This is a genomic window from Dactylosporangium sp. NPDC050588, from assembly GCF_040654975.1.
Taxonomy (GTDB): domain Bacteria; phylum Actinomycetota; class Actinomycetes; order Mycobacteriales; family Micromonosporaceae; genus Dactylosporangium; species Dactylosporangium maewongense.
This window is the reverse complement of the sequence record NZ_JBFAJA010000127.1, coordinates 23,698-30,768: the sequence shown is the minus strand read 5'-3', so window position 1 is coordinate 30,768 and position 7,071 is coordinate 23,698. Positions and strand designations below refer to the sequence as shown.

General features: G+C 71.4%; 4 protein-coding genes. All 4 read right to left on the bottom strand.

Features of this window, described 5'->3' with window-relative positions; genetic code table 11:
• Window positions 1-92 precede the first annotated feature (92 nt).
• The 4 genes from AB0I21_RS52625 to AB0I21_RS52610 are packed head-to-tail and all read right to left on the bottom strand — an operon-like array spanning window position 93 to window position 6,949.
• On the bottom strand, window positions 93-1,340 hold the full coding sequence (locus AB0I21_RS52625) for a sugar ABC transporter substrate-binding protein (RefSeq protein WP_360572822.1): 1,248 nt from the start codon (window positions 1,338-1,340) through the stop codon (window positions 93-95).
• Window positions 1,341-1,366: 26 nt separating this feature from the next.
• The gene (locus tag AB0I21_RS52620; protein ID WP_360572820.1) at window positions 1,367-2,620 is read right to left on the bottom strand and encodes a Gfo/Idh/MocA family oxidoreductase; all 1,254 of its coding nucleotides are present in this window, start codon (window positions 2,618-2,620) and stop codon (window positions 1,367-1,369) included.
• A gap of 26 nt (window positions 2,621-2,646) precedes the next feature.
• Window positions 2,647-4,833: a hypothetical protein gene (locus AB0I21_RS52615; protein ID WP_360572818.1), complete on the bottom strand. Its 2,187-nt coding sequence runs from the start codon at window positions 4,831-4,833 to the stop codon at window positions 2,647-2,649.
• A gap of 19 nt (window positions 4,834-4,852) precedes the next feature.
• Entirely contained in the window at window positions 4,853-6,949 is a 2,097-nt protein-coding gene (locus tag AB0I21_RS52610; protein ID WP_360572816.1) for a hypothetical protein, read from the bottom strand.
• Window positions 6,950-7,071 lie beyond the last annotated feature (122 nt).

Below are 7,071 nucleotides of genomic sequence, written 5' to 3'. Positions count from 1 at the left end.
GGCTTGCTGTGGAACCTCCTCACCCGATGTGGGCTGTCCCAGCCGCGTAGATCGCCCCTGTCGCCTTGAGTCCGACTACGCCATGAAGATCCTTAGAGCAGGGCGTTGGCGGCCTTGGCCGCGTCGGCGAGCGCCTGCTCGGGGGTCTTCTTGCCGATCAGCGCCGCCTGGATCTCGGGCGCGAGCACGCCCATCACCTCGCGGCTCTTCTCGTTCAGCGCGCCGACCGTGGTGCTGGCGAGGGTCTTCTCCATCGCGCTGTTGATCGGGTCCTGCGCGTAAAGCGTGCCGGCCGACTTCTTCGCCGGGAAGTAGCCGCTCTTCGTCTCGTAGGCCGAGGTTACCGACGGCTGGCTGGCGAACGTGATCCACTCGCCGGCGGCCTTCTTCGCCGAGCTGCCCTTGAGCATGGCGAGGCTGCCGACGGTGCCGTAGCCGACGCTCTTGGCGTCCTTCAGCGGCGGGAAGATCTTGATGTTGTCCGCGCCCCAGAACGTCTTGACGTCGGCCGGCACGTGCTGCCAGGTGCAGGCGACCTTGTTCTTGGCGACGTTGGTCTGCTCGAAGGCCGGGATGCTGGTGAGCAGGTCCTTCTGCACGTAGCCGCCGTCGGCGAGCTGCTTGAGGAAGGTCAGGGCCTTGACGCCCTCGGGGCCGTCGAACGCGACCTTCTTGCCGTCCTTGCTGAACACGTCGCCGCCGGCCTGCCACAGCAGCGGGTAGAACGACTGGTTCAGGGTGGCGGCCGGGTCGGCGTAGTAGTTGGTGACGTCGAAGCCCTTGGCCTTGAACCGCGGGGCCAGGGCGAGCAGGTCGTCCCAGGTCTCCGGGTAGTCGGTGATGCCGGCCTCGGCGAACACCTTGGCGTTGCACATCAGCGGGTTGCTGCTGGTCAGGATCGGAGCGCCGAGCATTTTGCCGTCGAGGGTGACGGCGGCCTTGACGTTGTCGAGGTAGTCGGCCTTGGCGTCGGCCGGCAGGTAGCTGTCCAGCGGCTCGATCATCTTGTTGAACTTGCCGAGCTGGTCGGGGATCAGGTAGACGACGTCGGGACCCTTGCCGCCGGCGATCGCGGTGGTCAGGGACTCCTCCCGCTTCGCCCACGGGAAGATCTCGACCTTCACGTCGATGTTCGGGTGGCTGGTCTTGAACGCGGTGACCTGCTCATTCCAGAAGGCGGTGTGGGCCGCCTGGTCGGGGATGACCGGGTAGATCCACATCGTGACCGACGCCTTCTCGTCGGACCCGCCGCCGCTGTCGCCGGACCCGCCGCCGCACGCGGCGAGCAGCCCGGCCACCAGCGCGGCGACCGCGACCGGCGCGAACCTGCGAACTCGCATCAGTAGTTCCTCTCGTGAGTGATGGTTCACTGCGCGGGCACGGTCACGACCGTGCCGGTGTGCCGGGCCGCCTCGGCGGCGAAGACCGCGAGGTGACTGGCGAGCGACTGGTCCAGTCCGGACCGGATGTGGCCGCCGTCGCCGGTGGCGACGGCGCGGATGAAGGCGTCCATCAGCCCGCTGTCGCCGCCGCCGTGGTCGTCGGCGGCGGTGGAACCGCCGACCGGGCCGGTCTCCAGGACCTCGATCCGGTCGGTGCGGAAGTCGTGCACCCGGACCCGCTCGCCGTCGCCGGAGAGCATGCCGTGGGTGCCGAACAGCTGGGTCTGACGGTGGGTCTGCTCGGTGAACGCGGTCATGGTGAACGTGGCGGTGACGCCGCCGGTCAGCTCCATGGCCACGACCTGGTGGTCGACGACGTCGTTGTCGCCGCTGTACACGCAGCGCCCGTACGGTCCGGTCCGCAGCGCGTCGAGCAGCGCGGCCTCGTCGGTGCCGTCGGTGACGACGCTGACCGGCCACACCGCTCCCCGCTCGCGCAGCCGCGGCAGGTACAGCTTCGGTGCCGAGTAAGGACAGGCGGCCTCGACCGGGCAGTCGAGGCACCGCTCAGTGGCTCCGGCCGGGCGCTGGTCGGGCCGGAAGTGGCGCAGGCCGCCGAAGCTGGCGACCTGCGCGATGCGCCGGCCGATGACGTAGCTGATCCAGTCGAGGTCGTGGCTGGACTTCGCCAGCAGCATCGGCGCCGCGAGGTCCTCCCGCCGCCACGGTCCCCGCACATAGGAGTGGACGTAGTGCCACCAGCCGACCGGCTCCAGGTGCTGGACGCTGACGATCTCGCCGAGCACGCCGCTGTCGACGACCCGCTTCACCAGGTCGGTGTAGGGGGTGTACCGCAGCACGTGGCAGACCGCGAACAGCACGCCGGTGGCGCGGACCGCGTCGACGATCTCGCGGCACTCCGCCTCGGTCGGCGCGAGCGGCTTCTCCACCAGCAGGTGGCGGCCGGCCCGCGCGAACGCGACGGCCGGCGCCACGTGCATCCGGTCCTGGGTGGCGATCATCACCGCGTCGGCCTCGACCCCGGCGCCGAGCAGCTCCTCCCAGCCGGTGAACTGGGCGGCGCCGGGGTTGTCGGCCACGACGAGGCCGCGCTGGTGCGGGCGCGGGTCGGCGACCGCGACCAGCCGCGCCCGCTCCGGGTGGTCTGCCACCCAGCGCGCGTACGTCTGGCCCCGGTTCCCGGCGCCCACCAGCGCCACCGTCACCTGTCGCTCCACGTCGTCTTCTCCTTGCTGGTAACTGGTCAGACGCTGAGGTTGCCCGTGTCGCGGACCCGCGGCCCGGCCGGCGGCAGCGACCGGGCGACGCCCTCCTCGACGCACGCGGTGTGCAGCAGGGAGGAGCCGTCGCCGAAGCCCGCGTCGGCCAGCCGCAGCCGGCCACGGGTGAACAGGGCACCGACGGCCGAGTACCGGTTGCGGCCGGACTCGACGGCGACGTGAGCGGTGTCGCCGTCGGCGGCGGTGCTCACGTAGGCGCCGAGGTCCCAGGTGACGGCGCCGGTCGCCGTGGCGCGGGACAGGAAGGCCTTGGCCGCGTTGGTACCACTGAGCACCGCGCCGCCACCGACGGTGATGCGCTGGTCGGCGGCGCCGGCGAGCCGGATCCCGGTGTCGGTGAGCGTGCCGCCCTCGACGCGGACGTCGGCTGACTTGACGGCGATCGGAGCGGCGGTGGCCGCGCCGGTCAGCGTCGTGCCGGTCAGGTACAGCGGTCCCGGCCCGTTGAACGCGTGCCCGTCGAGGCCGGTGATGCTCGTGCGCACCAGGTGTACCGGCGCGGTGACGCTGGCCTGCACCACCTCCGTGCCGGGGGTGGCGAGCCGGAACGCGCAGCCCTCGATGACGTTCGGCCGCCCGGAGCGGCTCGACTGCTGCGAGATGATCAGCGTGTCGTCGGCCGAGCAGCCGCGCAGCTGGACGCCGTCGGCGTTGACCCACAGCATGCCGGAGCCGGCGAGGCCGGCCTTGCGGATCACCTGGACGTCCTCGAGGGTCAGGTCGGTGACCTTCACCCGGGCCACGAACCACGAGCAGACGTGCTTGCGCACGGTGATCCGCTTGGCCGCCGAGCCCCACGCGGCGCCGGAGTTGGCGAACGTCATCAGCCCGGAGTTGCCGGTGTAGACGAGGTCGTGCTCGTACTGGCCGTGGGTGACGAACGGGCCCTGGTCATCGCCGTCGCCGTGGCAGTTGGTGACGTAGCCGTAGGCGGAGGCGGTCCAGTCGTTGAGGTGCCGGGCGTTGGACGTGCGGCAGTCCTCGACGTGCCCGTACAGGCAGTAGATCTGCTGGGTGAGGTAGCCGGCGCCGCCCCAGGTGACCGAGGTCGGGTTCTTCAGCGTGCAGCGGGCCGTGTGGAAGTGGGTACACCAGCGGCGCATGATGACCGGCCAGAACGAGCCGGTGGCGTCGACGTCGGCGACGTCGCAGTGCACGGCGTACTCGTAGGCGATCGGGTGCGATCCGGTGTACTGGTCGCCGCCGTTGCCGGTGAAGACCAGGTTGCGCACGTGGACCTTGCTGACCGGCTCGACCCGCGTCCAGGTCAGCGTCCGGCCGGCGGCGAGCTCCCAGCCGTTCTTGTAGCCGATGCGGATGTGTGTGCCGTCGATGATCTGGGTGACCTGCACGAGCTTCTGCAGCTCGCGTTCCCAGGCGCCGGCGAGCTTGTTGACCTCGACCGCGTACCACTGACCGACCGCGAACGCGGCGGAGTCGCCGACCTGGAACGAGTCCCAGCCCTCCAGCACGGCCTCGGTGAGGGTGTGGGTGTGGACCTGGTCGGTGACCGTGCCGCGGAAGAACAGTACGGCGGCGAACGGGTCGTCACGGCCGGCGTCCTCGATCCCGTCGGTCGACATGGTGTGCCCGCCGAAGTCGAGCACCAGGTCGCTGCGGGTGAACCGGTGGCGCTTCACGAAGTGCAGGTCGGTGTGCGCCTCGATGCGGTGGATCGACGGGTCGCCGACCATCGCGTCGAGCGCGGCGTCGGCCGGTGTCTTCGCGTCGAAAATGCCGAAGTGCCGGAATTCGACGACGCCGTCGTGGACCTGCAGCCAGCGGCCCGGGCCGGGCCGGTCGCGCTGCGGGTCGAGCACGGTGCCGCCGTTGGCCGGCGCGCTGCTCGCCGGGACCCAGCGCATCAGCCGGGCGCCGCCGTCGCCGGCCGCGAGGTGGCCGTCGACGTGCACGAGCTGGCCGGGGACGAGGGCGCGGTACTGCAGGGCGAGCAGCGCCGCGACGGAGCCGACGTGGAAGACGGCGTCGCGCATCGGGCTGAGCCGGTCGGCGTCGTCGCCCGGCGAGTAAGGGGTGGCGTGAGCCGCCGAGGCTGGGGAGAGCGCGAGGGCGGTGCCGGCGAGGGCCAGGCCGCCGAGCCCGGAGGCGCGCAGCAGCGCGCGGCGGGTCGTCGATTCGGAGCGATCCATCGGAAGGGTCTCCTGCCGGTCAGACGGTGAGGTTGTCGGTGGTGACGATCCGGGCGGAGTCGGCGGGCAGCTCGCGGCCGACCCCGTCCTCGACGCATCCGGTGTGCAGCAGCGTGGAGGTTCCGCCGAAGCCCGCCGCGGCGAGCACGAGGCGGCCGCCGGCGAAGCGGGCGCCGACGGCCCGGTACCGGTTGACGCCGGTGTCGACGCGAACGTGCGCGGTGGTGCCGGCGGCGGTGCTGCGGTAGTCGCCGAGCTCGATGCGAACCTGCCCGGTGCCGGCGGCCCTCGACAGCAGCGCGCCGCGGGCGTTGGTGCCGGTGACGGTCGCGCCGCCGCCGACGACCAGGCGCTGGTCCCGCACGGCCGACAGCTCGATGCCGGTGTCGGTCAGGCGTCCGCCGTGCACGACGACCTCGGCGGCGCCGATCAGCAGCGGCGCCGCGCCGGGCGAGCCGGTCAGCACGCAGTCGGTGAAGTGCACCGGGCCGGCGCCGCGCAGGATCGCGCCGTCCAGGCCGCGGAACGTGGTCCGGACGAAGTGCACCGGGTTGCTGACCGGCGTCTGGTGGACGACGGTGCCGGCGGGCTGGTCGAACTCGCAGTCGGCGATGATGTTGGGTCGGCGGGATCGGGCCGAGCGCTGCGCGATGCTCAGCGTGCGGGCCGAGCAGCCGCGCATCTGGATGCCGTCGGCGTTGACCTGGAGCGTGCCGGCCGGGTCGAACGTGGAGCGGGCGATGACCCGCACGTCCTCCAGCGTCAGGTCGGTGATCTTGGTGCCGGCGACGAACCAGGAGCAGACGTGCCGGCGGATCGTGATCCGCTTGGCGCTGATGCCCCACTGCCCGCCGCTGTTGGCGATGTCCATGAGGCCGGAGTTGCCGGTGAAGACGAGGTCGTGCTCGTACTGCCCATGGGTGGTGAACGGGTTGCCGCCGGCGTCGTCGCCGTCGCCGTGGCAGTTCTCCACGGTGCAGTACGCCGAGGCGGTGAGGTCGTTGAGGTGCCGGGCGTTGGAGCTGCGGCAGTCGACGACGTGGCCGTACAGGCAGTAGATCTGCTGCGTGAGATAGCCGGCCCCGCCGTACATGACCGTCGGCGGGTTCTTCAGGGTGCAGTTCGCGGTGGTGAAGTGGGTGCACCAGCGGCGCATGATGACCGGCCACCACGTGCCGGTGGCGTGGATGCCGGACACGTCGCAGCGCACCGCGTACTCGTAGGCGACCGGGTGGGAGCCGCTGTACTCCCGGTCGTCCGGTCCGGACCCCGGGTACTCGCCGGTGAACGCGACGAACCCGAGGAAGACCATGTTGCGCACGTGCGCCCGGCGGACCGGCTCGACCCGCTGCCAGGTGACCGTACGCCCGGGGTCGAGCTGCCAGCCGTTGAGGTAACCGACCCGGATGTGGGTGGCGTCGACGATCTGCGTGACCTGCACCATCTTCTGCAGCTCGCGCTCGTCGGCGCCGGTGAGCGGGTTGCTGGTCGCGGTCCACCACTGGCCGACCGCGAACTGCTGCGCGTCGGGCACCTGGAACACGTCGGACAGCTCCGGCACGGTCTCGGTGAGCGTGTGGACGACGGGGGCACCGGTCGGCGTGCCGCGGAAGTACAGCACCGCGCCGAACGGGTTGTCGTGGGTGTTGCGCTCGATGCCGTCCGTGTGGACGGTGTGGCCGCCGAAGTCGAGCTCGATGTCGCTGCGGCCGAACGTGTGCCGCTTGACGAATCGCAGGTCGGTGTGGGCCTCGACGCGCTGGATCGAAGGATCGCCGACCATGGCGTCGAGGGCGTCGTCGGCCGGCGTGTCGCGGCCGAAGACGCCGAACATCCGGAAGTCGCCGACGCCCGCGTGCACGGCCAGCCAGCGGCCGGCCGGACGGCCGTAAGGATTGTGGACGGTGCCGCCGTTGCTGGCGGCCGTGCTGGCCGGTTCCCAGCGCAGCAGCGTGCCGCCGCCGTCGCCGGGAGTGTGGTAGCCGGCGACACGGACCATGGTGCGGGCGGTCAGCAGGTCCGGGTGGATGGCGTTGAGGGCGGCGACCGTGTCCACCGCGAGGATCCGGTCCTCGGGCGTGACGTGGTCGGGTGGGGGCGAGCCGGGTTGACCCATGGAAAGCCTCAACCTTCGCGGTCCAGCCGTGCGGCGACGCCGCCGCACAGCGGTGTGGTTCTTTGGGGGTGAAGGTCGGGCAAACGCGCGAGGCGCGCAGGCGGCGGAGCTGCTGACCGGAA